Source organism: Bradyrhizobium sp. AZCC 1678 (assembly GCF_036924765.1).
In the GTDB taxonomy this organism is placed as follows: Bacteria; Pseudomonadota; Alphaproteobacteria; order Rhizobiales; family Xanthobacteraceae; genus Bradyrhizobium; species Bradyrhizobium algeriense.
On sequence record NZ_JAZHSE010000001.1, the window covers coordinates 6,172,384 to 6,197,531 of the forward strand.

The 25,148-nt window shown below is 59.4% G+C and carries 22 protein-coding genes; 8 read left to right on the forward strand and 14 right to left on the reverse strand.

Features of this window, described 5'->3' with window-relative positions; translation table 11 throughout:
* Positions 1 to 3 precede the first annotated feature (3 nt).
* The 5 genes from V1294_RS29680 to V1294_RS29700 all read right to left on the reverse strand — a co-directional run bounded on the left by V1294_RS29680 (position 4) and on the right by V1294_RS29700 (position 4,706).
* Positions 4 to 1,002 (reverse strand): NAD-dependent 4,6-dehydratase LegB, encoded by a 999-nt coding sequence (locus V1294_RS29680; protein WP_334502143.1) that lies wholly within the window; start codon positions 1,000 to 1,002, stop codon positions 4 to 6.
* Positions 1,003 to 1,231: 229 nt separating this feature from the next.
* The gene (locus V1294_RS29685) at positions 1,232 to 2,332 is read right to left on the reverse strand and encodes a DegT/DnrJ/EryC1/StrS family aminotransferase (RefSeq protein WP_334502145.1); all 1,101 of its coding nucleotides are present in this window, start codon (positions 2,330 to 2,332) and stop codon (positions 1,232 to 1,234) included.
* Between the two features lie 11 nt (positions 2,333 to 2,343).
* The gene (locus V1294_RS29690; protein ID WP_334502147.1) at positions 2,344 to 2,811 is read right to left on the reverse strand and encodes an acyltransferase; all 468 of its coding nucleotides are present in this window, start codon (positions 2,809 to 2,811) and stop codon (positions 2,344 to 2,346) included.
* Positions 2,808 to 3,869, reverse strand: coding sequence for a Gfo/Idh/MocA family protein (locus tag V1294_RS29695; RefSeq protein WP_334502149.1), 1,062 nt, complete (start codon positions 3,867 to 3,869; stop codon positions 2,808 to 2,810). The genes V1294_RS29690 and V1294_RS29695 overlap by 4 nt, the downstream gene beginning before the upstream one ends.
* Positions 3,870 to 4,256: 387 nt before the next feature.
* Positions 4,257 to 4,706: a hypothetical protein gene (locus V1294_RS29700; protein ID WP_334502150.1), complete on the reverse strand. Its 450-nt coding sequence runs from the start codon at positions 4,704 to 4,706 to the stop codon at positions 4,257 to 4,259.
* A 200-nt stretch (positions 4,707 to 4,906) separates the two neighbouring features.
* Between V1294_RS29700 and V1294_RS29705 the strand changes: the two genes are divergently transcribed.
* A complete protein-coding gene (locus V1294_RS29705) occupies positions 4,907 to 6,220 on the forward strand; it encodes a hypothetical protein (protein WP_334502152.1) in 1,314 nt (437 codons plus the stop codon).
* A gap of 67 nt (positions 6,221 to 6,287) precedes the next feature.
* On the opposite strand, the gene V1294_RS29710 is transcribed toward V1294_RS29705, so the two are convergent.
* The 9 genes from V1294_RS29710 to V1294_RS29750 all read right to left on the reverse strand — a co-directional run bounded on the left by V1294_RS29710 (position 6,288) and on the right by V1294_RS29750 (position 19,440).
* The gene (locus V1294_RS29710) at positions 6,288 to 7,463 is read right to left on the reverse strand and encodes a glycosyltransferase family 4 protein (protein WP_334502154.1); all 1,176 of its coding nucleotides are present in this window, start codon (positions 7,461 to 7,463) and stop codon (positions 6,288 to 6,290) included.
* Positions 7,460 to 8,389 carry an NAD-dependent epimerase/dehydratase family protein gene (locus V1294_RS29715; protein WP_334502155.1) on the reverse strand — a complete coding sequence of 310 codons (930 nt, stop codon included), beginning with the start codon at positions 8,387 to 8,389 and terminating at the stop codon, positions 7,460 to 7,462. Before V1294_RS29715 ends, V1294_RS29710 begins: the two co-directional genes overlap by 4 nt.
* Complete coding sequence (locus V1294_RS29720) at positions 8,386 to 9,243, reverse strand: class I SAM-dependent methyltransferase (protein ID WP_334502157.1); 858 nt, start codon at positions 9,241 to 9,243, stop codon at positions 8,386 to 8,388. The genes V1294_RS29715 and V1294_RS29720 overlap by 4 nt, the downstream gene beginning before the upstream one ends.
* A 32-nt stretch (positions 9,244 to 9,275) precedes the next feature.
* Complete coding sequence (locus V1294_RS29725) at positions 9,276 to 10,343, reverse strand: glycosyltransferase family protein (protein ID WP_334502158.1); 1,068 nt, start codon at positions 10,341 to 10,343, stop codon at positions 9,276 to 9,278.
* A 5-nt stretch (positions 10,344 to 10,348) separates the two neighbouring features.
* On the reverse strand, positions 10,349 to 10,939 hold the full coding sequence (locus tag V1294_RS29730) for an acyltransferase (RefSeq protein ID WP_334502159.1): 591 nt from the start codon (positions 10,937 to 10,939) through the stop codon (positions 10,349 to 10,351).
* A gap of 1 nt (position 10,940) precedes the next feature.
* Positions 10,941 to 12,776: an asparagine synthase (glutamine-hydrolyzing) gene (gene asnB / locus V1294_RS29735; RefSeq protein ID WP_334502161.1), complete on the reverse strand. Its 1,836-nt coding sequence runs from the start codon at positions 12,774 to 12,776 to the stop codon at positions 10,941 to 10,943.
* A 3-nt stretch (positions 12,777 to 12,779) separates the two neighbouring features.
* The gene (locus tag V1294_RS29740) at positions 12,780 to 14,333 is read right to left on the reverse strand and encodes an oligosaccharide flippase family protein (RefSeq protein ID WP_334502163.1); all 1,554 of its coding nucleotides are present in this window, start codon (positions 14,331 to 14,333) and stop codon (positions 12,780 to 12,782) included.
* 390 nt (positions 14,334 to 14,723) lie between these two features.
* Entirely contained in the window at positions 14,724 to 15,902 is a 1,179-nt protein-coding gene (locus tag V1294_RS29745; RefSeq protein ID WP_334502165.1) for an acyltransferase family protein, read from the reverse strand.
* A 454-nt stretch (positions 15,903 to 16,356) separates the two neighbouring features.
* Positions 16,357 to 19,440, reverse strand: a complete 3,084-nt coding sequence (locus V1294_RS29750; RefSeq protein WP_334502167.1) for a M10 family metallopeptidase C-terminal domain-containing protein — start codon at positions 19,438 to 19,440, stop codon at positions 16,357 to 16,359.
* A 344-nt stretch (positions 19,441 to 19,784) separates the two neighbouring features.
* On the opposite strand from V1294_RS29750, the gene V1294_RS29755 reads away from it, so the two are divergent.
* The 7 genes from V1294_RS29755 to V1294_RS29785 all read left to right on the forward strand — a co-directional run bounded on the left by V1294_RS29755 (position 19,785) and on the right by V1294_RS29785 (position 24,861).
* Positions 19,785 to 20,978 (forward strand): CaiB/BaiF CoA transferase family protein, encoded by a 1,194-nt coding sequence (locus tag V1294_RS29755; protein WP_334502169.1) that lies wholly within the window; start codon positions 19,785 to 19,787, stop codon positions 20,976 to 20,978.
* A 193-nt stretch (positions 20,979 to 21,171) separates the two neighbouring features.
* Positions 21,172 to 21,648: a type II 3-dehydroquinate dehydratase gene (locus tag V1294_RS29760; RefSeq protein WP_334502171.1), complete on the forward strand. Its 477-nt coding sequence runs from the start codon at positions 21,172 to 21,174 to the stop codon at positions 21,646 to 21,648.
* Positions 21,649 to 21,663: 15 nt separating this feature from the next.
* On the forward strand, positions 21,664 to 22,113 hold the full coding sequence (locus V1294_RS29765) for a hypothetical protein (RefSeq protein ID WP_334502174.1): 450 nt from the start codon (positions 21,664 to 21,666) through the stop codon (positions 22,111 to 22,113).
* A gap of 27 nt (positions 22,114 to 22,140) precedes the next feature.
* Positions 22,141 to 22,323, forward strand: a complete 183-nt coding sequence (locus V1294_RS29770; RefSeq protein WP_334502176.1) for a hypothetical protein — start codon at positions 22,141 to 22,143, stop codon at positions 22,321 to 22,323.
* A 162-nt stretch (positions 22,324 to 22,485) separates the two neighbouring features.
* Positions 22,486 to 22,725 (forward strand): hypothetical protein, encoded by a 240-nt coding sequence (locus tag V1294_RS29775; protein ID WP_334502177.1) that lies wholly within the window; start codon positions 22,486 to 22,488, stop codon positions 22,723 to 22,725.
* Positions 22,726 to 22,793: 68 nt separating this feature from the next.
* The gene (locus V1294_RS29780; protein ID WP_334502179.1) at positions 22,794 to 23,423 is read left to right on the forward strand and encodes a hypothetical protein; all 630 of its coding nucleotides are present in this window, start codon (positions 22,794 to 22,796) and stop codon (positions 23,421 to 23,423) included.
* A 202-nt stretch (positions 23,424 to 23,625) separates the two neighbouring features.
* Positions 23,626 to 24,861 (forward strand): radical SAM protein, encoded by a 1,236-nt coding sequence (locus V1294_RS29785; protein WP_334502181.1) that lies wholly within the window; start codon positions 23,626 to 23,628, stop codon positions 24,859 to 24,861.
* Positions 24,862 to 25,148 lie beyond the last annotated feature (287 nt).

Consider the following 25,148-nt stretch of genomic DNA (forward strand, 5'->3'; position numbering starts at 1 on the left):
TATTCACAGCGTGTACGCATTGGCACGATAGCGAGACAGGTTCTCCTGCTTGGTGAACCAGGCGATGGTATGTTCGAGGCCATTGCGCAGGCCGTCGACACCGGCAAAGTGCGGCGACCAGCCGAGCAGCTTCTGCGCCTTGGCGTTGCTGGCCCACAGGCGATCAACTTCGCTGCGCTCGGGACGGACGCGGACGTCGTCTTGCTCGATCTCGATCGACACGTCCATCAGCTCGGCGATCATGCGCGCGGTATCGCCGATCGAGATCTCGAACGCACTGCCGATATTGATGACCTCACCGATGCCGGCTTTCGATTCGAGCGCTGCCAGGAAGCCGCCGATGGTATCGGCGACATAGTTGAAATCGCGCGTTGGATGGACGCTGCCGAGCTTGATCTTGCGCGCGCCCGCCGCGATCTGGGTAATGATGGTCGGGATCACCGCGCGCGCCGATTGCCGGGGACCATAGGTATTGAACGGCCGCACCACGGTCACCGGCGTGCCGAACGAACGCTCGAATGACAGCGCGAGCTGATCCGCACCGATCTTGGTTGCGGAATAGGGCGATTGCCCCTGCAGGCGATGGTCCTCAGTGATCGGAACGAATTGGGCCGTGCCATAGACCTCGCTGGTCGAGGTATGCACCAAATGCTCAACGCCGAGATCTCGCGCCGCCTGCAGCAAATTGAGGGTGCCGCGGATGTTGGTTTCGACGTATGTGTCCGGCGAATGATAGGAATAGGGAATCGCAATCAGCGCTGCGAGATGCAAGACGGCGTCGCATCCCTTCATCGCGGTGTGCACACCATTTGGGTCGCACACATTTCCTGCGAATATATCGAGCTCCTTGCGGATCTCGGGTGGCGAGGAATCAAGCCAGCCGTGCGAACCCATGCTGTTGTAGTGCACAAATGCGCGCACCGCGAAATTGCGGCGGACCAGTTCCTCCGCGAGGTGGGATCCAATAAATCCGCCGGCGCCTGTTAGCAAAATTTTCCGCAACTTCTCGGTTCCCTTCGCCAAGCCAAGCTACCCTGAAAAATAAGGTACCCGATCTGGTACGGCCGCTTCTAAACAGTCCTTCTGCGAGAGGCCAGCCGGAACGCACAGAAAATATGAGCACCATCCATCTTACGTCGGCAAAGTGCTCTCCCCGTAACGGATTGATCCCAATAACAATTACCCGGATTGCGCTGAAAATCGACAGCTACCATGATACCGCGCCAATCACTTAGCGGAACGCGCGGATGAGATCGATGACACTTTGGAGTTGTTCCGCGGCGATCTCCGCAAACATCGGCAGCGACAGGATACGTCCCTGATCGGCGAACGCATTCGGAAATTGCTCGGGACGTTGGTCCAGCCGCCGATACGCGGCAAGGAACGGCAGCGCCGTCGGATAATTGATCGCAGTCTGCACGCCGTTGGCGTTCAGGTGTGCCGCCAGCGCGTCGCGGCGCGGATGCCTGATCGTATAGAGGTGATAGACATGGCTGCGGCCCGGGGCGACCTCTGGCACGACGACGTCCTCGATCTGGTTGAGACCGGCGTCGTAAACCTTGGCGGCGTCCTGCCGCGCCTTTGTCCACTGCGCCAGATGCGGCAGCTTGGCCGACAGGATCGCCGCCTGCATGCCGTCGAGCCGGCTGTTGATGCCCTCGATGTGATGCTGATGTTTCACTAAGCCGCCGTGCCGTGCCAGCATGGTCATGTGTTCGGCAAGCGCATCGTCATTGGTCACGACAGCGCCGGCATCGCCCATCGCACCGAGATTCTTGCCCGGATAGAAAGAATAAGTCGCAGCCGCGCCGAAGGTGCCGACCTGCTGGCCTTTGTAGCGCGCCAAATGCGCCTGCGCGCAATCCTCTACCACCCAGAGCTTGTGCCTGCGCGCGATCGCCATGATCGAGTCCATTTCTGCCGGCTGCCCGTACAGATGAACCGGAATGATGCCGACCGTGCGCGGCGTGATCGCGGCTTCGATCGCCGCCGGATCAATCGTGAACGTCGTGCCGTCGGTATCGCAAAACACCACGGTCGCGCCGGCATGCGTAATCATTGCCGAGGTGCTGATCCAGGAATGCGCGGTGCTAATCACCTCGTCACCCGGGTTAACCTTCAGTGCGGCCATGGCCAGATACAGCGCGTCGGTGCCGTTGGCGCAGGAGACGCAATGCTTGACGTCTACGGCCGCAGCAAACTCCCGTTCGAAGGCGTCGACATAGGACCCGCGAATGAAGGCGTTGTCGCGGATGACGGATGCAATCGCGCCGTCGATCTCGTTCTTGATGGTCTGATACTGCAGTTGCAGGTCGGCAAAAGGCACCGGCATTGATTGTCTTCCTAACTGTCCGCCAGCAGCCGGCGCGCCGGATTGCCTGCATACGTCCCTGGCGTCGTGATGTCCCTGGTTACCACCGAGCCCGCGCCGATCACGACGTCATCGGTGATCTTGACCGGCATGATCGTGGCGTTGGATCCGATCGAGACGCGGTTGCCGATCACGGTCTCGCGCCACAATTCCTTGTTGCCGCGAGCCGGGCCGCCGGTCGAAAACGTATCGTTCACGAACATCACGCCATGGCCGACAAAGCAGTCTTCGCCGATCGTGACCAGTTCGCAGATCAAGGCGTGGGACTGCACCCGCGTGCGCGCGCCGACTACGACGCCTTTCTGGATCTCGGTGAACGGTCCGACAAAACAATCGTCGCCGATTTTGCAGCCGTAGAGATTGCACGGCTTCACGATCTTGACGCCTGTGCCGAAATCAACGTCGCGCACGCCGGCCTGATGTATCTCCGGCCGGTTCACGGCACGACACCAAGCCGGCCCAGCCGCGGCGCGAAGCGAAGCGGCACCTCGGCACCGGTCTCGATCGATTCGTAGAGCGCGGAAATCAGTTCCAAGCTCTTGCGCCCTTCGAGGCCATCGACGAGCGCCGAACGCTGGTTCACCAGGCAGTCGACCACGTGCTGGTAATAGGCCTGGTGGCCGAAGCCGTAGACGTTCGGAGGATTGACGGAAAATTTCTTGATCACGTCCTTGTCGGACGGAAGTTCTTCGACAAAACGCCAGTGCCGGATCTGGTTAACGGCAAAGCCCGCAATTTCAACCGTTCCCTTCTCTCCGAGAATCGAAAGTGAGCCTTCGAGGTCGGATGGACGCGCTGCCGTCGTCGCCTCGATGATCCCGAGCGCGCCGTTCCGGAATTTCAGCGTGGCAACCGCCGTGTCTTCGGCTTCGATTTTTGCCAGCGCCGTCACGGCGCGGGCATGAATGCTGACGACGTCGCCAAAGAACCATTCCAGCATGTCGACGTGGTGGCTGGCCTGGTTCGAGAGAACACCGCCGTCATAGGCCCAAGTGCCGCGCCAGGCATCCTGATCGTAATAAGCCTGGTCGCGGCACCAGCGGACGCGAACCGTGCCGAGAACCAGGCGGCCGAAGCGGCCGGCCTCCAGCGCCTCGCGCGCCTTCACGACGGGAACATTGAACCGGTTCTGCTTGACGACAAACAGCTTGACGCCGGCCACGTCGCAGGCGCGGATCATGTCATCGGCGTCCTGCAGCCGTAGTGCCATCGGCTTCTCGACGATGGCATGCTTTCCCGCCTTAGCGCAGGCGATAACATGCGCGGGGTGCATTCCGCTCGGGGTCAGAACAGCGACAGCGTCGATGTCCTTCCGGGCGAGGAAGGCGTCGGTGTTATAATCCGCGGGAACGCCGAATTTGGACGCGATCGCGTCGGCTCGCGCCCGGATCGGATCGCAGACAGCAACGAGACTTGCTCCACTGATGTGACCGCCTCCGAGCAATTCGGAATGACGCTTGGCGATGCGCCCACATCCGAGCAGGCCAATTCTAATCATATTGCGTCCCCATACCGACCGATCACTTGCACAACGACTTCGGCAACAACCAAAGACCATCGTCCGGTGTCAATCGATTTCCCTGTCATTTGGCTCTTTCCCGCGATCCGGTCGCGTGATACGACCTAGTCGCTGACATTCAGTAAATGTCACTGCCGCCTCAGACCTTGTCAACTCGGAAGGCTCCTTGCTGACTTGCTAGGTCCACGCTCGTCAACAGCCCGAAGGTTGATTGGCGCGCGGTGTTCCGCCTTTAGTCGATGAACCCGCTGTCTAGTGAAGGGCGGCGAGGACTTTAACATGACCGGAGGAGCCGAACGGCCGTGGCAGTTCAACGCGTCCGGCTTGCAACCGCCCATCGATCCAGGCGCCGATTTGCACTGAAAATCATTCCGGCTTCACCGCCCAATAGGCCCGGCCATTAGTCTGCGGATCACTGTTGTCCGACGAGGAAAAGACGAAAATCGCCCCATTGTTTCGCCAATGAGAATAGCGGCCTCGACCAACCGCCCGGATGTCTTCATGAACGCCATGAGGGGGTCCGAGCCTCCTTTCGTCTTCGAATATTTCGATTGGTGACCGCTCGTTATTGTCGACCGAGTCCGCGAGGCCGCTAAACTTCTCGTCGCGGGCGATGACGGCAAAATCGGAGTTCACAAACCGTGAGAACGGCCTTCGCAAAAGCACCTTTTCGCCTGCGACTTTCGGTTCTGCATGGGACACGGCCGGCGGCACATAGTCGAGCTGCAGCCAGCGCGCCACCAGGAAATAGGTGATTATCGCGACAACCGCGGATACCAGCTTGGTCCGTTTGTCCCAACGCACTGTCAAAGCCATGATTGCCGCTTAGGTTTAATCGCTCCGCATGCTATAAACCGACTCTGCCCCTTCCAGCAACCAAGCCCTGGCATTCGCGATGTGGTATGGTTCTTCCATCGGGTTGCACCCGCCTTGCTTGGCGATCGATCCATTACAAGCCGCAGCGAAGCAGACCTGCGGACCCGGAAACAATGAAAAGTCTGATTGAGCAAAAACACATGGTCGCACTCAACCGCCTGATTGGAGAACGTCAGCGGCTAATTTTCCTTAACTGGCTTCTCGTCGCTGCCTGCTGCGCCTCCTTGGTTTTCGTTGCCCGGTTTTACTCGGAATATTACATATCCTTCCGGCCGGCGGGCTTATTTGGCGCAATCGTGCTGATCACTGCATTTGCACTTGTCTCACTGCTTTTTGCCTTTGCTCCCAATAATTTCGGTTACATCGTCGGTTTCTATTGTTATGTGATGATCGCGGGATATCTCTGGCTAAATCATTTTTCGGAGTTGATATATAATCATCGATTGGCCCAATTCTCTGCGGCGGCATCGGCGATAGCTTTCTTGTTGCCCGCTTTGTTCATCTCTTCGCCCGTACGGCAATTTTACGCTCTGTCTTCATCAGCACTGGACCGTCTCCTCACACTGATCCTGTTGCTGAGCCTTGCGACCGTTCTCCTCGGCGCCAGCTACAACTTCAAATTCGTCAGCATTGAGAACATCTACAACTACCGCTCCGAACTCCGATTTCCGGTGATTTTGAACTACGTGATCGGAATAACATCCAACGCGCTGCTGCCATTTGCATTCGCCTGTTTCGTAGGACGCGGAGACATCTGGCGTGCCGGCGCGGCTCTGCTTCTGCTTTTGCTGTTCTATCCGATCACGCTGAGCAAATTGGCCCTGTTCACGCCGTTTTGGCTCGTGGCAATGTTGGCCCTTTCAAGGTATTTCAACTTCAAGCTTGCTGTCACTCTATCGCTGCTTGTGCCTATATCCGTGGGATTATTGCTGATCATTCTGTTCCAGCATGAGATCCTGCCTTACAGCATGACCATTCCCTATTTTGGGCTCGTGAATTTTCGGATGATTGCTGTTCCTTCGTTGGCCATGGACTATTACAATAGTTTTTTCTTCACCCATCCCGTGACGCATTTCTGTCAGATACGCTTACTCAAGCCCTTCGTCGCTTGCCCCTATCAGGAGCAGCTGGCGAGCGTCATTTACAATGCTTTTGGCATTGGCGGGCAATTCAATGCATCACTGTTTGCCACTGAAGGGATCGCCTCCGTAGGAGCCTTCTTTGCCCCGGTTACGGCGCTGATATCCGGGCTCGTTATAGCGGTCGGTAATCGACTTTCTGCTGGTTTACCGCCGCAGTTCATCCTGATCTCGGGCGCCGTCATTGCCCAAGCGCTTCTCAACGTGCCCCTGACCACGATGCTGCTCACCCACGGCGGCGCGATCCTGTTTCTTCTCTGGTACATCGTGCCGCGAAAGGCATTCGGATTGGGGGCGAACAAGCCGCAGGCTTAACCTGTGTGCGGCTTGGCGGGAATATGCCGCGCAGGGCTCAGCCTCCCGGCGCCGACTGGCAGACGTGCTACTGCCGCGGAAAAATCTGCATTGAACTTCGAACCGTATTGGCAAAATCCGCTGCGAAGGCAGCGACGCGGTCGTTTTGATGCGGAACCGGATATCGAATGATCGAAACTTCGGAATCCAGCGAAGCGCGTATGAGGTGATCTGCCAATGTTGTGGGATCGTCCGTTCCGAAATAGCGCGCCGCGCCGGCGGCCTGCTCGCGGTGCACATCAAGATCGGATAATATCATTGGGACGCCAAATGACTTCGCCTCTTCCACTGTCGTGCTCCATCCCTCAAATCGAGATGGGTTAATCAGCGCACTGCAAGCCCGTAACAGCGCATATACGTGCGGCATTGGAATCATTCCCAAATGAAGGAAGCGCTGTTCGAGGCCGAGGCTTCGGACCTGCGCCATGAACTGGTCGAAATAGCCGCGCTCTTGCGGATCTTCGGTGCTGCCCGTTGCGCACACCACGACATCGAACCCGCGCTGCACCAGGATAGCCAACGCATCGACCACGACCTGGTGGTTCTTGTGCCTGTAAAATTGATTTGGCAGGTAAAAATATTTCTCCGGCAATTGGTACTGTGCGACGACCTCGGCTGGATTCGTGGTCAACAACGCCGGCGATGGCCGGGTCGCGAAGCGAACCGTGGAAGTCTTGTTGGTAGCCCGAGGGTAATATTTCCTGAAGTCGCCAAGCGCGCTCTCGCTGCTGAGCATGATCGTCCGCCCTGAGGCGATCTGAACGCGGAAACCGGCCTCGCGCCGCCATCGTGCGGCAGCCGGAAAGAGTTGGGGCAACTTGCGATGCTGCAGATCGGGGAACCAGGCCACCGCCGGATAAGGCAGGCGCCAACCAAAGAAACGCGCGGCTTCGAAAACGGCGTCGATACGCATCCTCCGGAATTCCGCCGCCGCTGTCCGGTCCAACCCCAGCGCAACGGCAGCAGCTAACCCGGCACGGCCTTCGAAAGCCGCCGATCGCACGACTTCCACGCACGGTATCTCGGCTAGCTCCGCGAGATCGGCGTCGTCGTCACGGTTCCCGGCAAAGAGAATCGGGCTGAATTCGCCTGGGCGAAACTGGGCCAGTGCCGCAAAAAGATTGCTCTGGTAATTGTAGCCCCCAGCCCAAAGCCGGCGGGGAATATGCGTAAACGCGAGACGCACCGGCGCGCCCGGGCTCACTGGATCTGATCCTTGAACCACGAAACATAATCCGCAAGACCCTGTTCAACCGGGATCTTCCAGTCGAAGGACAGCGTGCGCGACATCGCGTCGTCCGACAGCAGACTTGCCGGGTCGCCGGCGCGAACGATGCCGGAATACTGCACGGAAATGCTTCCGCCCCAGCATTTTGCAAGGATTGCAGCAATCCGCGCCACGGTCGTGCCAATCGCGGATCCGCCGTTGATCACCTGAAAGGTCTCCACCTGCGGCCTTTTGTCGATCTCGACCAGCAGCCGAACAACGTCACGGACATCGATCCAGTCCCGCACCTCCGCGCCTGTGCCTCCCAGCACCAGCTTTCGCTCACCGGCCTGCAGGCGAGAGCAGATGTCCCAGGGCAATTGCTTGCGCAAATTCGGCCCGTAGACCGAGAACAGCCGCGCCACCGTGCTGTACAAGCCAAAGGTGACAGCGTAACTTCGGCAAAGCTGCTCCATCATCAGCTTGTGCTGCCCGTAGGGCGACATCGGAAGCGTTGCTGCATCCACTCCAATCGGCCCCTCGTGATCGGCGCCATAGACCGCCGCGCTCGATACGACAATCAAGCGACAATCCCTTGCGGCGCTGCGCAGCCACTCCAGCAATCTGGCCGTGCTTGCAACAGTGCGCGAAAAGTCCTCAAACGGCTGCGCGATCGACAGCCCAACCGACGAGCCGCCGGCCAGATGGAAAATCGTCGACGGCAATCCGGAGTGCTCCGCCAGCGCATTGAGATTGGCTGCATCGATCTCGCCGTTCAACCAATGCTCAAGGCCGAGGCGATGTCTTTCGGTCTCGCCGATCGCGCCGTGGCCGATGCCGTGAACGCGACAGCCCCGATCGGCCAGCACCCGAACGAGATGCCGACCGATGAAGCCATTGGCGCCGGTAACCCACACGTTCATGCCGGGGCCTTACGACAGACGAATGAGTAGAGCCGGCCGGGCCGATGGTCAAAGGGCTCTGCCATCGAAAGCAGCGATGTGAAGACGCTCCTGGAAGCGAGCGCGGCGCGCCAGACGGGCCTGACCGGAATCCTGGCTGTCAATCTCTCCACGACGGCCGCCCGAAGCGTTTCGATTGTATAGGGAAACAGATTGATCGGGCTCTTCAGCGGCGCAAGTACCTCGATCGCGGCAAATCCCGCACCCCTTAGTGCGCCGACATACCGATCGAGAAGATACGCGTGCTCGCCGCCATAGAGGTGATGCAGGGGATGCTGGTCGAGGAATGCGCCAAGGTCGGCTTCCTTGCTGATCACGTGTTCGCGCGCGGCGATGAGCATTCCGCCGGGGCGAAGCACGCGGGACATTTCCCGGCAGGCACCGTCTAGATCGCGCATATGATGCAGCACGGCCCGCGCGAATACGACATCAAACGTGCCGTCAGCGAACGGAAGGCGCTCGGAAAATTCTTCGACCACCTCGATTGTCAGGCGGGCCTCGGCCGCGAGCCCACGGATCGCCGCCGTCCCGACCACAGCGCTGGGGTCAGGCTCCAGCGCGGTGACCGCAAATCCGCTCCGCGCCAGCGCATAACTCGCGATTCCACGCCCGGCGCCGACGTCGAGCGCCTTGCCGGTCCGGTGCTCCAGAAACTTCGAAACCGCCTGCCATTCGGCACTGGCAAAATAGCGCTCGGCGGCAGCGATCAGAGGGTCGTCATAGAATGCGTCGAGCACGAGTTGACGCTTGTCCGGCTGGTTGCGCAGCCAGATCACGGCATCTTCCCACGTCGTGAGAGGCTTTTCGTCCAACATGCAAACCCGCACTTGCTGGCCCGGCGCGCCGGTCAGATCAGATCCTGAAATTTCGTCCATTGCAGTTGTTTGCTATAGCGCTCTCTCACCATGGCGCAACCCGCCTGAGCGATGGATCTGGCCAAAGTTTCGTCTCTCATGAGCCTGTTGATCAACTCGGGTATTTGCTCGGCGGAGGAGTATTCCAGCATGGTTTCGCCATCAACGAAACCCTCCGGATAGCGCCCTGCATCCGTCAAAAGGACCGCTCCGCAGCCCGTTGCCTCAAAGCATCTCATATTGCCGCGATCCTCTCCGGCCATGTCCACCGCACCGTTGAATACGATCCGGCTTTTGGCGATCGCGGCATACGCATCCAGGCCATACAGCGGATCGGCGCGAATCTCGCGAATTTCGTCCGGATGACGGTATGAGCGAAGCGCCGGCACAGGAGGAAGAAAATTTGCCAATCGGGTGAGGCGTGAATCTTCGAGGTAAAAGCGCGCCCGGATACCGGGCGTCGAAGCGGCAGCGCGGAGAGCCTGGCTGCGTTTGACGTGGTGCCGCGAGAATCCTCCGATGAAGATGAGGTCAAGTTCATCGGTTCGGGCTGCAGCATAGGCATCCATCACAGGATCGTGCGCCGGAAAAAAATACGCCACCCGACAGCCTTTCTGGCGCCAGCTATCGAGGATTGACGGAAAATTGCATACGATCAGGTCGTATTTCGTCAGGTCTGCGCTTCCGGATGGTGCCGCTCGCCAGCCAATCGACTTCCTCACGCAACCCGGCAACTTCGCAGCAAACTCGCTACCGTAACGGATCGGGTCAAGATTATAGAATACCTCAGTGCGATGCTGCTCGATCTGCGCGAGCAGAATTTGCTCCAGGTTCTTTGTCCGCAGACCATTCTCTTTCGCCCACAGCAACTGCAGCTGCTCATCGTCGCCATTGGTGTAGAACGCGTCGGGGCTGTTGGTGAGCACGGGCAGAAGAATATGGGACGCCGTGAACCTGGTATCGAGAAACTGCGATCGTCCGGCGGCAAAGCTTTGATAGGGTGACTGGCGGCGATTGACACGGAATCCACGTGAAAGGCCGTTATTCTGGAAAACGCGCATGGCAGTCAACCGGCCGGACGCGCGTCTGACGGCGGGCTTAACGCGCGGATTATTCTGGCGGGATTCCCGGCCGCGAGGGTGTATGGTGGAATATCGCGGGTGACCACCGAACAAGCTCCGATTACGGCGCCTTCTCCGATAGTCACTCCCTTCAGGACGCTCACGTTAAATCCGATCCAGGCCCTATCGCTCACCACGACTGGCGCATGCGCGATCCGCTCCCAGTTTTTTCGGCCGGCGCCCCATTCGCGAACATCGTTCCGGCGATCCATCCAATCGATACTGTGGGAGTCGTGGTCCACAATCGTAATTCCCCATGACATGATGACATCGTCGCCGATGACGAGGCTTCGATAACAGATCAGATGGCTTCGTCCGATAAATGTGCGGTCCCCGATCTGAACTTTGCCTCCAGTTTCCTCGAAGCTAATTTCGGCGTGAACGATCGAATCTTCCCCCACTGACAAGGTATTGCCGGCTACCTGTCGGATACGGCGCCATGCGATTGTCGATCCACGACCGATATTCACCGCACCCGAAAGCCGGCTCTTCCAACCAAGGATGGCGTCGACGCCTGTGAGGATTAGTCTTCGCATGTCAGGATCTTGCCAGCATCCATTTCATATTCAGATACGGCCAGATGCGGGCGGCCGACTCCCAGTCCCACTGCTTTGACGAGGTCAAGTGGCTAACCGTCCGGCGCAAGCCCTCCTCATCCACCAGTTCGGCGAACGCCGGCACCTTCTGATCGAGCAGACTGGCAGTCCAGCCGGCAAGAGGCCCGTTCAACCATTCCGGCATCGGCGAATTGAACCCCACCTTCCGGCGTCCCATGCGGATGGATTCCGGCATCAGGTCGGCCATCGCCCGCCGCGCAATCGCTTTGGAATAGCCATCGGAGAATTTGCACGTCTCCGGCAACGCCATGGTGTACGTCACCAGGCGCCAGTCCATGAATGGCATCCGGACCTCGATGCCGTGCGCCATCGACAGGCGGTCGAAGTTTCGCAGGATGGTAGGCAGCACAGTGCTGTGAAACATCCCGTAGAGCCGCCGGTTCAATGGACCCCAGTCGCGCGGCAGCACGTCGGCGGCGGCGACCAGCGGAAGCTGGGCCGGAACGTCGCGCAGACCGCCGCGCAGGAAATAGTGCCCCCGGCGTTTGATCATCAGCGTCCGCAACAGATCGGCACCTCGTCCAGCCAGCGTCGAACCGGAGCTAAGTCCTGCGAGCAGGTTTCGCATCCGGAACATGCCCGATTGTCCCTCCTGAAGATAGGCTCCCATCAGTTCATCCGCGCCATGGCCGTCCAGCGACACCGTTACGTCGTGACGCCTGAGTTCCCGATAGATTAACCAGGCGGCGCTTGGAAGTCCGATATAGACGTCATCATTGTCGTCGAGAATTCGATCGAGTTCGTTCAGCGCGTCGGCCTTCCCGATCTCGAGGAATGCGGGCACGACATCCGCCCAGGCCGCGGCCTCCTCGGCCATCGGCCGCTCGTCGTTCGAGGCGCCGGGAAATGTCGCAACGAAGGCATGGCGCCACGAGGTGCTGTCCCGCGGGCCCATACCGGCTTTCTCGTGCGCCGCCATGGTGCAGATCACGGCCGACGAATCGAACCCTCCCGACAGACAGGTCCCGATCGGAACGTCGCTGCGCATTCGCAGCGCAACCGCATCCTGGAAAATCTCGCGAAAGCGCTCGACCCGTTCGGCTTCGGTGTTCGGGATTGCCGGCAGGTGATCCACCGTCCGCCACCAGCGCCGGATTTCCAACCTCCCTCGGCGCAACCACATGCAGTGACCGCCCTGCAGCCGGCGCACCTCCTGGCAAAGCGTCCGTTCGCTGCCCTCGACGCCAAAGGCATCGAGCATGAGCCGTCGCGCCACGTCGATGTCCAGCGAAGCATTGATCAGACCGCTTCGCACCAATGCGCGCTGCTCTGATGCAAAGACAAAGCGCTCCGATGTCAGCGCATATAATAGCGGCTTGATGCCGAAGCGGTCGCGCGCCAGAAACAACTCTTCGGTCTTGATGTCGAAGATCGCCAGCGCCCACATTCCGTTGAAGCGCGTCAGCATGCCTTCCTGCCACGCCCGCCAGGCGGCCAGGATGACCTCCGTGTCAGACTGGCTGCGGAAAATTGCCCCCTGCGCCTCGAGCTCGCGCCGCAGTTCGAGGAAATTGTAGATCTCGCCGTTGAACACGATCACATGGCGGCCGTCGCCGGAAACCATCGGCTGATAGCCCCCTTCGCCGGGGTCGATGATTGCCAGCCGACGGTGGCCGAATGCCAGATTACGGTTCGCGCTGAACCAGCTTCCCTCGCCAAACGGCCCGCGATGCGCGACCAGGTTCGTCAGTCGCGAGATTTCCGCCGGTTCGACCGCCTTGCCGCGGAGGTTCACGATGCCTGCAATTCCGCACATTCGTCAGATCGCCTTGATGGGCAGGAAGCGACCGGCGATGACGCGGACATCCCGCCAGCAGGCCGCGCCGTAGGGGCCAGCCTGCGAAGCCACGACCGCGACGACGAAGATGATACCGGCCACCAGCACATAGAGGCCCCCCACGTACCACCAGCCAAGCGCCTGGTCGAGTTGCGCGCTGCGGAAGCCATATCGCAACGCCAGTGCGGTTGCGATACCGATCCCGATCGGCATCAGCACGAAGTGGATCAGACGCAACCACATGCCGGTGAGGCTGAAATGCCGGCGCAGCAGGATCACGACGGTGACCATTTGGGCGAGCATGCCGATGCAGGCGCTCCATCCCGCCGCCTGCCATCCGAAATAAGGCAAGGCGATCGCGCTGGTCGTCAGCGTGAACACGCCCGTGAGGAGGGAGATCAGCGCATTCGAGCTCGATCGCCCTTGCGCGAGAAGATAGAATGCAAAAACGTTCGAGCTCGATCCGAGTATGCCGGCGATCGACAATATCACCAGCACACGCTGAGATTCGGCGGCCACTTCGGCGCCGGTCCACAGATGAAGCAACGGGCCGGCGACCGGGATCAGGCCGCCAAGCGCACTCGCGGCGAGCACGTTGAGTATCCAGGAAGAGCGGAACAGTAGATCGGCCCTGCGATCGTCAGCCTCCTTTTGCAGAGTGCTGAAGAACGGGAAGAGAATTTCGCCGACCTTCAGGACGCCGATATACACTGCCTCCTCCAGCCGCTGCGCAATCGTAAAGAAGCCGACGAATTGCGGCTGCAGCAAAGCTCCAAGCAGATAACGATCCGCCTGCGCGGCAATGAGTGCGCCGCTCTGTGCGGCCAATTGCCAGCTGCCCAGCTTGACCAGATCACCGAGCGCCCCGCGATCGATCGACGGCCGCGCCAGCCAATCGCCTACGACACGTCGGGACCACCCGAAGGCGAGCAGCAGGCTCGTTGCAAAGCCCAGCGCCTGACAGCCGAGAAACGTCGAGGCCTGCGGCCAGCGCGGAATGAGAAACAGCATCGAGCCTGTCGCGACCACGGTGCTGATGATGCTGATCGAAGCAACCCTTCGATAGTCCTGGCGCGCCGTGAACAAGGCCAGGAAGATGGCGGACAGGCACTGGCACAGCCATCCGGCACTGGCCAGCACAAACGCAAGCCCGAGATCATCGGCGGACGGCCCGCTCAAATGAAATCCGAGGCGCGCAAGCGGCGCCCCGGCCAAACCGAAAAGAATCGCAATCAGGCCGCCCGCCGCCAATGCGAGCATCGCTGCCGTGGCGAACAGGCGTCGCGCATCGTCACACTCGGATGGCCCTAATCGTTGGGCGAGTTCTCGCGTCGTCGACAGCGCCAGCGCGTTGCTGAACGCCAGCGCGGGTGCAACACACGCCGTGACCAGACCTGCGACGCCGAACACAGCCACGCCGAGGCGGAAGACCACGAACGGCAGGACAACGAGATTGAGTCCCACAGCCACGATAAAGGCGATCGCGTTCCAGGCAGAATTACCCAGCAAATCGGTCGGACTTCTTTTCAATGCCATATCTGCTTCAGGCCGGCGCGACATGGATCGGTCGATCAGGAGTTAGCCCACCTACCCAACGACCAGGGAACAAGCCGCGCCGCGAATGATTTAGAAGCGGCACTTGCCGGCTTGACCGAAGCACCGAGCCGGAGGTCGCTAAGTGTTTGACTTGCCCCACCCTAGCCTATCTACAGTAGCGGCTAAGAGGCCGCAATACAGCCCATGTAAGTCATTGAAATATATTTGCTTAATGATACAGACGATCAAACCAGCTCTCTTCGGCTGGATGCGCCTGCTCCGATTTTCGTCCCTTAAAGCTTGGCGGGCTTTGCAGAGATCCCAGCTGCTGATCCGAATACATGTTCATCTGTGCGGACGTGGAAGGCGCGCCACGGCTTCGGGATAGCATCAAGCCTTTTCCTGCAAGCGATGTGCACGAGGCACGAAATGGCTCAGCAGTCTCCTGTTCTCTACGAGAAGGGCAACCTTTGAAGCGATATATGTAATCGGCGCGAGGACAGCCGACACTGTGATCACGGATATCATCCAGTCCCGATTGTGAAGCAAAGGGTGCAGCAAGCTGAAACTCAGCAGAAGTAGCGGATAGTGGATGACATAAAGTGTATAGGAAAATCGTGCCGATCCGCTGATTGCCTTGGATATCCGCACACCCGAAAAAGTCGCCCAGCGTATCAGGATCGACACCACGAGCGTAAGAAAGGCGCCCACAATCACCATCATCCTCTGCGCAGAAGGTGTATCGAAAGGATTAAGCAGATCGCTGACCAAGTGCCCGCGCCCCATGACGAACATCATGATTAAGGCGCTAACGGCTAATGCCGCTGCCCTTGGCCAAAACTTGTCGGTGAATAGTTGGCCCTTGACGTAAATGTGCCCGAGCCAGAAGCCGCTGAGCCAGATCAGGAAAAACCAAAGAAACAGAGTGTTGCGACCATATAGCAGCATGACGCCAACGGCGGCTAGCGGGAGCAAGGTAGAAAATGACCAGCCGTTCCAGAGTCGCGCTGACAAGAATATGAGAATGTAGAACCACCATTCGTAGCTCAAGGTCCAGAGCGGCCCGTCCATATTAATGGGCGGCGGAGCCCCCGGGACCGCTCCATAGAGCAGAAAGAATGTGCTGGGAAGCGCCGACCATTCGAGTGTCGCGCGTTCTCGGGCAACGAATAATTCTCCCCCAAGCCGAAAGCTCTCCCGACCGTGCAGGCCCAGAAGTTGGATTGTCAGGTAAACCAGGATGGTGATGACAATTGCCGCAATCAGCGGCGGATAAATCCTGAGTATTCGCGCTTCGGCAAATCTTGCCCATTGAAATGACCCATCCGCATTTCTATGACGAAGAGTGCTAACGTATATCATGAACCCGCTGACGATGAAAAACATGGTCACTGCGTGAGTGGCCAATAGACTCGTCAGGATATGGCTCGGAGAACCGACCCCATAATAGGGCAAGACGAACACCTGGAATCCGTGGACGCACGCAACGATCATTGCGCTCACGCCGCGCAAAGCATCCATCATGTTCGACGTTGCTGCATCGACCTTGACCTTGCCTCTGTTGTTCATCTGATGAATCGCGATTGGATAACGTGGCGCTCTGCAAATTCGGACGTCTGAATTGTCGCACTGAAGAAGGCGCCGTTAATCATTGATGGTAGCTCATCTCAAGCCTGATCTAGTCATTAACAACATGAGAGGCCTCTCGTTTCAAGTGCTCAAATTTTCTGTACGGGCTCTCAGAGGCGATGCAGCCATCGCTCTACCCGATCGTACGTTCCTTTGCTCTCACCACTGGGCCCAGCGTCCAATTGCATGCACTCGGCACATCTCCAGCAAGCATCGGGTTACAATTATCGAGATGACCGAATACTACTGCTCAGGCTCGCCCTCTCTTTGCTGGGCAACCTGTTTGCCCTAAACACAGGGCACGGGACCGGGCGGTCAACATACGCGGCGGAACGAGAAGCGCTGAGTGGAACGTCAGGCTAAACAAGTGCCGGTGTGTTCTGAGCTGGTTTGGCTAATGCAGGAAGAAAAAGCCAGCGTGCAGCTCGGTCAGCTGAAGCTTTGCGTCGTCATGGTTGTAGATGTTGATTATCGCATCCTGACCGCCATTCGCCGCATGGAACAACGAATCTGCCTGCGCAACCCTGAGAAGCGCCCCGAGGTTCGCATCGCTGGCCGGCGCTGAAAATTCAGCCAACCAGACTGAATCAGTTCCTCCGCCCTGCTCACCGAAATCTGTCCGGAACAGGAACGCGTCACGAGAGCCGGGCGTAGCCGGGGCCACTTGCGACATATCGAGGGATGAGGCTTCGAGGGATGAAGCTGCACTGGGTGCGACAGAAGCTCCCACACTAATCACACCGTCGCCGTTGAGATCCTGTTGGAAGCTCGCCTCAAGCGTCTTGATGGTTGAGCTCGCCCCCGATGCAGGCGCGGTATTGGTGATGTAATTGCCGCCGCTGTCGACGCTCCAGACAATGTAGCTGTCGGCCGTCCCGTACTTCAACACGACCTGATAACCGGTGGTCGTCTGCTCTGTTCCGATTGGGGTCCAGGCGCCAAACTGACCCGCCACAACCGGCGAACCGTAACATTTCAGCTCGGGGCCGGAGCCATTGCTGATGGCCTCAAGATAATAGTTATTTCCGACCTGAACCAGCTTGGTCGATCCGAAGGATTCGATGGCTGTACCTGACGCAACGGGAACGCCAATCGTGCCGTCGCCGTTGAGATCCTGTTGGAAGCTCACCTCAAGCGTCTCAATGGTAGAGCTCGTCCCCGACGCAGGCGCGGTGTTGGTGATGTAGTTGCCGTTGCTGTCGACGCTCCAGATGATGTAGCTGTCAGATGTCCCGTTTTTCAAGACAACCTGATAGCCGCTGCCCGTCTGCTCTGTCCCGATCGGCGTCCAGGCGCCAAACTGGCCCACGACTACCGGCGCTCCGTAACAATACAGCTCGGGGCCGGAATTGCTGCTGACGCTGGCGAGATAATAGTTGCTGCCGACCTGAACCAGCTTGGTCGATCCGAAGGACTCGATGGCTGTTCCGGACGCGATGGGAACACCGATCGTGCCGTCGCCGTTGAGATCCTGTTGGAAGCTCACCTCAAGCGTCTCAATGGTAGAGCTCGTCCCCGACGCAGGCGCGGTGTTGGTGATGTAGTTGCCGTTGCTGTCGACGCTCCAGATGATGTAGCTGTCAGATGTCCCGTTTTTCAAGACAACCTGATAGCCGCTGCCCGTCTGCTCTGTCCCGATCGGCGTCCAGGCGCCAAACTGGCCCACAACTACCGGCGCTCCGTAACAATACAGCTCGGGGCCGGAATTGCTGCTGACGCTGGCGAGATAATAGTTGCTGCCGACCTGAACCAGCTTGGTCGATCCGAAGGACTCGATGGCTGTTCCGGACGCGATGGGAACGCCGATCGTGCCGTCGCCGTTGAGATCCTGTTGGAAGCTCACCTCAAGCGTCTCAATGGTAGAGCTCGTCCCCGACGCAGGCGCGGTGTTGGTGATGTAGTTGCCGTTGCTGTCGACGCTCCAGATGATGTAGCTGTCAGATGTCCCGTTTTTCAAGACAACCTGATAGCCGCTGCCCGTCTGCTCTGTCCCGATCGGCGTCCAGGCGCCAAACTGGCCCACGACGACCGGTGCTCCGTAACAATACAGCTGAGGGCCGGCTCCGCTGCTGTTGCTCTGAAGAAAGTAATAAGAGGAAATCTGGACCAGACTGGTTGCCCCCAATGCTTCAATAACCGTTGGAGGGCCCAGGAATGTCGTGCTCGCAAACGTTCCGTCTGAAAACTGAAAGTTCTCCACGCCGGTAAGGGTATCTGCGCCATCGAGTTGACCGGAGGAACGTTGGTCGACGACCGTGAACGTCTGTGTCGCCGAGTTAAAAGCAATTACGTAGTTGCTTTGGGCACCTGAGAAGACCGCAACGTCAGTACCGGACCCGCCCACGATGGTGTCGTTCCCGGCGCCACCATCCAGCGTATCGGCGCCGCCGCCGCCCGACAGCGTACAGCCTGTGTCGCTTGCGATTAGCTTGTCGTTGCCGCTGCCGCCAATGGCTTTCTCGATGACCGCGCTGAGTGCGATCCCGATATTGTTGACGAGGCTGCCGATCGAGCAAAAGGCGCCCGCGTGCAGGTCGATGGTCTGCGCCCCCGAATAGCCGGAGCAATCGAGCGTGTCGGTGCCGCCGCTGTCATAGATCGTCAGCGCCGGCGCCGAGGTGTAGTTGCCGAAATTGAAGACGGCGCCGGCATTGCTGTTGAAGCCATAGACGGTGTCGCCGGTTCGCGTCGAGGTCGCCGCGCCGTACATCGAAGCCACGGCGTAGATGTCCGCCATCTGCGGCGTCACGACGTAGCGGTATGAGCTCCCGGAATAATTGTACTCCGGGAAATACGACATGACCGAATATTGCCAGGTGTCGTTGGCGTAGAGCGCGTTGGTCGAATACGACGCGCTGCCATCGTACGGCCCCTGGTGGCCGAGGCCGAGCGCATGTCCGATTTCATGGATGTAGGTCTGGTAGGCGTAGCTATCGATGCCGGTCTTGCCGTCGTTCGCGCCGCCGTCGGTGGTGACCCAGTCGGTGCTGATGTTGACATATGCGTATGCGATCGCGCCGGAGCCGTAGTAGGGCGCGCCGGCATAGGCTTGCATCGTGCCGTTGTGGGTGAAGGTGATGTTCGCGGAGCCGGAGGTCTGGACGAAGGTGATGTTGGCAACCTCGGACCATGCCTGCAGCGCCGACTGCGCCAGGAACTGCTCCGCCGAATTCAGCCCGGTGATGTTGTAGGTGATGGTGTGGGACACCCAATGATGGGCGATTTCGGTGGGGGTGCGGGATTGCCAAAAGCCGTTGATGAGGTAGTCGGCGAGCGTCGCGATCGATGCCACCGGCTTTGCAGCACTGACGGCGCTGCTCGAGCTTCCGGCATTTTCGGCGAGCGGGTACGGGTCGGAATCGTCGTCGACAAAGAACGTATCCCTCGCCCCTTCATGCACAGGCATGCCCGCGCCCTCACCAGCATCGAACGACGCGAAAGCCCAGATCTCATCGGAATACAGACCGTTCTTCTTCATCGATCAGGCCCGTCAGCAGGTCGTTCGGTTGCGGAGAATCGCAAAGCACACGGGAGGCTAGAATCGCCTCATTAACGCTTGTTTACCAGCCGGACTTGTCGCGCGCCTGCTTGACGGTGAATTATAGCGAAAAGCAGAATCCTCCCGTAACCCGTAGTTTTGCGGGGCCGGATTTCGGCCGTCTCGCACAGGCGAGCTTCCGATCCAAAAATGGCGCCCCGCCCCGCCCGCATGGCCGGCCGCTCGCCGGGCGTCGAACAAGGAGTTGGAAATCAGCGCCAGATTGGTTAAGCCAGACTGGTCTGCTCGTTCCCACGCGAAATCCAAAAAACAAAGGTTTCTCAATGCCTTTCCCCCGCGCTTCGCAGGCCCTTTCCCGCTTCACCGTGCTCGATCTGACCCGCGTTCGCTCCGGCCCCACCTGCGTGCGGCAGCTGGCGGATTGGGGCGCCAACGTCATCAAGATCGACGCGCTGCTGGAAGACAGCGGCGGCGAGCAGCCGGGCGGCCCGCGCCAGGGCTCGGATTTCCAGAATTTGCACCGCAACAAGCGGGCCATGACGCTGAACCTGAAGGACCCCAAGGGCCTCGAAGTCTTCAAGCGCCTCGCGGAGCAGGCCGACGTCGTGGTCGAAAATTTTCGTCCCGACGTGAAAGCCAAACTCGGCATCGACTATGAGAGCCTGCGCCAGATCAACCCGCGCATCGTCTATGGCAGCATCTCCGGCTTCGGCCAGGACGGCCCCTACCACAAGCGGCCGGGCTTCGATCAGATCGCGCAGGGCATGGGCGGGCTGATGTCGATCACCGGTGCGCCCGGGGAGGGTCCGATGCGGGTCGGCATCCCCGTCGCCGACCTCACCGCCGGGCTGTTCTGTGCGCTTGGCATCCTCACCGCGCTTTTGGAGCGCGACGTCTCCGGCGAGGGCCAGTGGGTGCAGACCTCGCTGTTGCAGGCGCAGATCTTTATGCTGGATTTCCAGGCCTCGCGCTGGCTGATGGAAAAGGACGTCGCCAAGCAGGCCGGCAACAATCATCCGACCTCGATCCCGACCGGCGTATTCAAGACCTCCGACGGCTACATCAACATCGCCACCACGGGCGGGAGGATCTGGGAACGCTGCGCGCAGGCGATCGGCGCGCCCGAACTGGTCACCAACCCCGATTACGCCACCGCGCCCGCGCGCTCGAAGAACCGCGACGCGCTGAACGAGATGATCGGCCGGCTCACCGAGAAGAAATCGACGGAAACCTGGGTCAGGGAATTGAACGAGGCCGGCGTCCCCTGCGGCCCGATCTATTCGATCGACCAGATGTTCGACGACGCCCAGGTCAAGCACCTCGGCATCGCCCAGCACGTGCCGAACGACGAGAACCGCCACATCCAGCTCGTCGGTCAGCCGGTGACGTTGTCGCGCACACCAAGCACCATGGCGGCACGCCCGCCGGAGTTCGGCGAGCAGACCGAAGAGGTGCTGGCCGAATTCGGCTTCGGCAAGGACGAGATCGCCGAGCTGCGCCAGCGCAAGGTGGTGTAGGCCCAATCCGCCGTCATTGCGAGCGAAGCGAAGCAATCCATCTATCCGCTTGCGGCACCATGGATTGCTTCGTCGCTTCCGCTCCTCGCAATGACGATTGTTGATCGATCGCCGCGTTGAGCAGATGCTTCACGGCTGACATGTTGCCGCGATCGGCTACACTGCCCTTTCATTATCCCGTGAAAGGCTTTCCATGCGCATCATGATCCTCAATGGCCCGAACCTGAACATGCTCGGCATTCGCGAGCCGCACATTTACGGCTCGACCACGCTCGACGCCATCAAGGCCTCCTGCGAGGAGTTTGCCACCTTCACCAGCACGCAACTGGCGTTTCACCAGTCGAACCACGAGGGCGAGCTGGTCGACCTGATCCAGTCCGCACGCACCTCGGCGGACGCCCTCATCATCAATCCGGCCGCCTATTCCTTCACCTCGATTGCGATGTTCGACGCCATGAAGATTTTTGAAGGCCCGATCTATGAGGTGCACATCTCCAATATCCACGCCCGCGATGAGCTGCATCGGCACTCCAAGCTTTCCGCCGCCGTGAGAGGCGTGATCGCGGGCCTCGGGCCCTACGGCTACATCGTCGCCATGCAGGCCGCACTGCAGGCTGCCGGCCAATTGCCGGGGTCGCTGCCGCCGGCCGTGCGCGTCGGCCCGAGATGACGGATGGAGCCTGACATGCAGGGAGCTGGTTATCTCGCCATCTGGAGCGATCTCGCGCCGCAGGACGAAACCGACTGGGCGCACTGGATCACGCGCGAACATGCCGCCGAGCGCGTCGGCGTCAACGGCTTCCTGGCGTGCCGCATCTTCCGCGCGCTGGGCGTCTCGGTGAACCGCTACTTCATCCTCTATGAACTCGAGGACGAGCGCGCCGTCGGCGGTCCGGACTATCTGGCGCGGCTGAATGCGCCGACGCCGTGGTCGCAGCGCATCATGCCCCGGCTCGGCAATTTCGCCCGCGGCGGCGGCCGCATCGCTGCCTCAGCCGGCACCGGCCAGGGTGGCATCGTCGCTCCCCTGCGCCTCGATACCGCGCCGCCCTGGGACGCCGCTGGGGTTGTCGCGGAGTTGGCCGGCCTCGACCGCATCATCGCCGTGCGGGTCCTGCTCACCGATATCGCGTAAACCTCGATCAAGACCCGCGAGAAGGGCATGCGGGCCAACGACGGCTCCTTCGCAGCCCTGCTGCTGATCGAGGGACTGGACGAAGCCGCGGTGCGCGACGCTCTCCATCACTTGCGCAAGACGCTTCCTGCCGAGGATCACGGCGCGATCGACGACCTGCCGCTCTACCGGCTGGCATTCAGCCTGCCGAAACGACTCCTGCCGGGCTGAAGCGCAGACGACGAAGGCAGTTCGCTTTGTGGCCAGAAGCGGACAGTTCGAAGATTGCTCGCCTAGCTTTAGAATCGCCCTAAGGTTGCTGAAACAAACCACCTGTATTACACCTTAGCGGAAGCGCGAACTTCCACGTAACGCAGGACAAAAAGACTAGCGATGAACGACAGCAACAGCATGTTGATATCCCTTCTCCCCTTTTTTATCATGAGCATTCCGCTCGCGATCTGCGCTGCGGCGCTCGCCCCGAGACTGGGCAAAAGTAGAGCGTTGTGGGCGATTCTATGCCTGATCCCTCTGATCAATCTCGTCTTTCTGTACTACGTGTTTTATTGCGTATCGGCTCGCGTCTTGGATCGGCTCGATGCGATTGCGAAACGTGTCGGCGCTGAAGTGTAGTGGAAGCAGGATTGCAAGCTTCGCAAGAAAGATGACGCCGGGTGCTTTGGAAACTTTACTTTGGGCTGATGAGCCTTCTCGTCGTGGGCAGCGTCGGCATTACCCTCATCGACGGGTCGCACCCGATCTACCCTGTAGCGGACTACGTCATCCTGGGGCTGACCGTTGCTCAGCTTATCGGCTTGTATGGCTACGCACTCAAGCGGCCGATGCTGTCCGAGCGGCTTTGGCAGTTAGCTTTTCCATTGTTCACGCTCAACCTAGTCGCAACGCTGGTGATTGGCAGCATACGCTTTGCAGCAGCGCGGGGCGATATAGGAGTGCCAGCGGCCACCATTGCGGCCCTCTTATTTGGGATACCGTTCCATCTTCCACTCCTGCTCGCTGATCGACGGTTCGCATTCCGTTCTACGACAACGATCTGGAAATTGCCGGTGTGGGATTTCCATGTCGCCTTTGGGGCCAGAAGCAGTTGCCCCGGCCCCACCACATTTCGGCTACAATACCGGAGGCATACTTCCTCCCCTGCTCAACCGGTGAACACCGGCCTTTCGTTCGATCCCTCGGCTGCGTCGCGAAAAGAGGAGCATGATCATGGGGATAACGACGCTGAAGGTTTTGGCGAGCGTCCTGCAACTGCATGGGCCAGGCGCGACAATTCAGAGCGATCATCAAGGCATCGACGCACTGCTGAGTGACCTGCGCGGCCAGGGTGGCGATCCCGTGGCAACCGAGGTTGCCTTCAGACGAGGGGCATTTGCCAAAGGGGCGCGTGCCGGCGCCTTTCGCAGGGCCGGATATGCTCCGGGTGCGGGCGCGTTCCGCAGAGGGGGATTTGTCCGAGGATACTAGACCAGTCGAAGACTGATAATCGTTTCATCCAGCCCATCTGGTGCCGATATGTCGGCTGACGATTTGGATCCTGCCACCTTTCAACACCAGCCGATCACGCAGTTGCTGGTTAAGGTGGCAACGAGATGTACCATCGATTGCTCCTACTGCTATTGGTTCCGCGACGCGGCCGTCTACAACAAGCCGAAGCTGATGGGCACCTACGTGCTGCATCAATTACTGCAGCGCATCGAACAACACGTCGCCAAATACTCCCTTGCCGAGTTTCCCATCATTCTGCACGGCGGCGAGCCCTTGCTGTGGGGCGTTGAGAATTTCCATCGTTTTGCTGAGGCTTGTGAGAACATTTCATCACGGATGGGCTGCGAAATACCTATCGCGGTCACAACTAACGGTGTGCTGATCGATCGCGAATGGCTGGACTGCTTCGAGACGCGCAACATCTCAGTTGCGATCAGCCTTGATGGACCGGCACATATTCACGACATTCACCGTCGCACGTTTCAAGATACGGGCACCCACGCTGTAGTGGAACGCGCCGCCCGCATGCTGGTGTCACGCGACATTGGCGTAATTGCTTTGGCCGTCTGCAATCCCGCCTACCCACCGGCGGACTATGTGGAGTTTTTCGCTGCGTGCGGGATTTCAAACTATGACATCATGATCCCCGATGCGACGGCAGATGAGAAGCCAGCATCCATTGCCTCATTCTACAATGGTCTGTTCGACTTGTGGCTGACGGCCAATCGCAGCGCTCCGACAACAAGTATCCGGATCATTTCCGACATGATCACTGCCCTGCTCGGCAACAATTCACCTACCGAGGGCGTAGGCCATAAGCCCATCGAACTTTGTACCATCATGACCGACGGCACGGTCGAGGCTCACGATGTGTTGCGGATCGCAGGCGACGGATTCACACAGACCAAGTTCGACATCTTCGATCATGCCATCGACGACGTCAGGAGTGAGCCTCGCTGGAAAGCCGCGCGCGACGCTTCAATTCATCTTTGCGAGAAGTGCCGACAATGCAAGTTCATGAACGCCTGCGGCGGCGGCTATCTTCCGCATCGTTTCTCCAAGGAAAATGGTTACGACAACCCGTCGGTCTATTGCGACGATCTCTATTCGATGTTTGAGAACATGCAATCCGTATTGGAGAGCCATCTTTACGTCGGCAAGCCAGGCGGGGAACGCATCAACGTGCGAGAGACGTTGCCAGGCACCTACACGCAAGATGGTGGGCACGCTGTCGCTCTGCCCGCCCTACGCCCTGTGGACTGATTTGCCTTGCCGGCAAGCGTAATTTCGATGCACGGCTGCGACCAATTGGCACGACGGGCAAATCAGCCAAAACCTGTCCAGCTCTTCCCGCAAAAATATTCCGCTTAACTTCCAGAGCAAATCATCGGCATAACCCCGCCCATCCCAAGGCAGATGAGGGGCGCTCGCGATCGTAACGAACGCGCGGTGAGATGCGGTGGACGCGAAAGCCATGACTGACGAGACAGGCTAAAGCGTACGGCGAAGTCGTGTGGTCCTGACGCCGCGGTGCTAGCGTTAAGTTCGCG

Bases quoted from the DNA above. Each gene is read 5' to 3' on its own strand.
- V1294_RS29685 (WP_334502145.1), bottom strand. From the start codon at position 2,332: ATGCCGGTGCCTTTTGCCGACCTGCAACTGCAGTATCAGACCATCAAG.
- V1294_RS29695 (WP_334502149.1), bottom strand. From the start codon at position 3,869: ATGATTAGAATTGGCCTGCTCGGATGTGGGCGCATCGCCAAGCGTCAT.
- V1294_RS29700 (WP_334502150.1), bottom strand. From the start codon at position 4,706: ATGGCTTTGACAGTGCGTTGGGACAAACGGACCAAGCTGGTATCCGCG.
- V1294_RS29705 (WP_334502152.1), top strand. From the start codon at position 4,907: ATGGTCGCACTCAACCGCCTGATTGGAGAACGTCAGCGGCTAATTTTC.
- V1294_RS29715 (WP_334502155.1), bottom strand. From the start codon at position 8,389: ATGAACGTGTGGGTTACCGGCGCCAATGGCTTCATCGGTCGGCATCTC.
- V1294_RS29720 (WP_334502157.1), bottom strand. From the start codon at position 9,243: ATGTTGGACGAAAAGCCTCTCACGACGTGGGAAGATGCCGTGATCTGG.
- V1294_RS29725 (WP_334502158.1), bottom strand. From the start codon at position 10,343: ATGCGCGTTTTCCAGAATAACGGCCTTTCACGTGGATTCCGTGTCAAT.
- V1294_RS29730 (WP_334502159.1), bottom strand. From the start codon at position 10,939: ATGCGAAGACTAATCCTCACAGGCGTCGACGCCATCCTTGGTTGGAAG.
- asnB (WP_334502161.1), bottom strand. From the start codon at position 12,776: ATGTGCGGAATTGCAGGCATCGTGAACCTCCGCGGCAAGGCGGTCGAA.
- V1294_RS29740 (WP_334502163.1), bottom strand. From the start codon at position 14,333: ATGGCATTGAAAAGAAGTCCGACCGATTTGCTGGGTAATTCTGCCTGG.
- V1294_RS29745 (WP_334502165.1), bottom strand. From the start codon at position 15,902: ATGAACAACAGAGGCAAGGTCAAGGTCGATGCAGCAACGTCGAACATG.
- V1294_RS29750 (WP_334502167.1), bottom strand. From the start codon at position 19,440: ATGAAGAAGAACGGTCTGTATTCCGATGAGATCTGGGCTTTCGCGTCG.
- V1294_RS29755 (WP_334502169.1), top strand. From the start codon at position 19,785: ATGCCTTTCCCCCGCGCTTCGCAGGCCCTTTCCCGCTTCACCGTGCTC.
- V1294_RS29760 (WP_334502171.1), top strand. From the start codon at position 21,172: ATGCGCATCATGATCCTCAATGGCCCGAACCTGAACATGCTCGGCATT.
- V1294_RS29765 (WP_334502174.1), top strand. From the start codon at position 21,664: ATGCAGGGAGCTGGTTATCTCGCCATCTGGAGCGATCTCGCGCCGCAG.
- V1294_RS29770 (WP_334502176.1), top strand. From the start codon at position 22,141: ATGCGGGCCAACGACGGCTCCTTCGCAGCCCTGCTGCTGATCGAGGGA.
- V1294_RS29775 (WP_334502177.1), top strand. From the start codon at position 22,486: ATGAACGACAGCAACAGCATGTTGATATCCCTTCTCCCCTTTTTTATC.
- V1294_RS29780 (WP_334502179.1), top strand. From the start codon at position 22,794: ATGAGCCTTCTCGTCGTGGGCAGCGTCGGCATTACCCTCATCGACGGG.
- V1294_RS29785 (WP_334502181.1), top strand. From the start codon at position 23,626: ATGTCGGCTGACGATTTGGATCCTGCCACCTTTCAACACCAGCCGATC.